This window comes from Paraburkholderia sp. EG304 (genome assembly GCF_046543485.1).
GTDB lineage: Bacteria > Pseudomonadota > Gammaproteobacteria > Burkholderiales > Burkholderiaceae > Paraburkholderia > Paraburkholderia youngii.
Genome location: NZ_JBKGUA010000217.1, coordinates 1 through 1333, shown reverse-complemented (window position 1 = coordinate 1333; position 1333 = coordinate 1). Strand labels below are relative to the sequence as shown.

Below are 1333 nucleotides of genomic sequence, written 5' to 3'. Positions count from 1 at the left end.
CAGGCTGTTGAAATACCCCTCGCCGGCGAGCAGCACTTCATTTCAATGAGTCGCTGCGCCGGTTTGTGATGTCGATTTGATGCTCAATGCCTTTTATTCAGGTGGAACCAATGCCATCTCCTGGCCGCCTCTTGCTCCTATGCCGCTTTGGCGGCGAGCGTGCGCATGCGAGTCAGGTTGTAGGCCGCCTGAGTCAACAGGAACAACTGGTCAACTCGTTGCAGCCCCCGAAACATCGCCTGCCGAAGCCTGCCGACCGTCTTGCTCCAGCCAAAGACCTGCTCGATGCATTTGCGCTTGCGCTGACTGACTGCGTAGCCGGGCCAGCGCGTTGTGCGTCCGTCGATGGCCGAGCCGCCCGCGCGGCCATCGTTTTGCGCAACATGTGGCGTCACGCCGTGTGCGCGGCACGTTGCCACGAAGCCGGCCGTGTCGTAGTTCTTGTCAGCACCTACGGTAATCGGTGTATTGGCAAACTGCGCAGCGTTCGCAAGCATTTCGGCCGCTGTGTCCCGCTCGGCTGTGCCACTAGCCTGCGTCACCTGTGCGTTCACCACGAGGCCATGCCGGTTATCAGTCAGCACGTGACCCATGTAGCAAAGCATCGCGCCCGTGCCACGGCTCTTGCGAAACAGTCGCGCCTGAGCGTCCGTGCTGGATTCATGCGTGTCGTTGCGACGCTTCTCACCATGCCAGTTCTCGTGAGAGCTGGCACCGCCGTCAGGCGCCGAGTCGTCGTCCGGCTTCGTCCTGGGCACGAAGCTCTTGTGTCCCGCCCAGGCCTGAATGAGCGTGCCGTCGACGCTGAAATGCTCCCCCGACAGGTGGCCACGCATGCGTGCTGTCTCGACCGTCTCGTTGAACAGACTGACAATGACATCATGGACCATCAATCGGTCGCGGTTCTTGCTGAAAGTGGAGTGGTCCCAGACTGCATCGTCCATCGCCAGTCCGACGAACCAGCGAAACAGCATGTTGTAGGAGATTTGCTCCATCAGCATGCGTTCGCTGCGAATCGAATACAACACTTGCAACAGCAGTGCGCGAATCAGCTTCTCCGGCGCAATGCTCGGTCGTCCGCCCTTCGCGTCGCTCTCGTACATGCGCGAAAAGACCGAATCCATGCGAGTGAGCGCATCGTTCAACCACAGCCGGATCGGTCGCAACGGGTGATTGGCCGGAACGAAGTCTTCCAGCCGGGACATCGTGAACATCGACTCGGTATAGCCGTCCGCTCCGCGCATCGCTTCAGTCTCAGTGTTGTCCGGTTCTTTGTTTCAACGTTTACCCCTCCCGCGCGGATGACGTGCGCGGGAGGTATTTCAACAGCCTG

1 protein-coding gene is annotated in these 1333 nt (G+C 60.0%); it reads right to left on the bottom strand.

Annotated elements, in window-relative coordinates; genetic code table 11:
- Positions 1-137 precede the first annotated feature (137 nt).
- Positions 138-1244, bottom strand: coding sequence for an IS5 family transposase (locus ACLFKU_RS43445; protein WP_410853357.1), 1107 nt, complete (start codon positions 1242-1244; stop codon positions 138-140).
- Positions 1245-1333 lie beyond the last annotated feature (89 nt).

Bases quoted from the DNA above. Each gene is read 5' to 3' on its own strand.
- ACLFKU_RS43445 (WP_410853357.1), bottom strand. From the start codon at position 1,244: ATGCGCGGAGCGGACGGCTATACCGAGTCGATGTTCACGATGTCCCGG.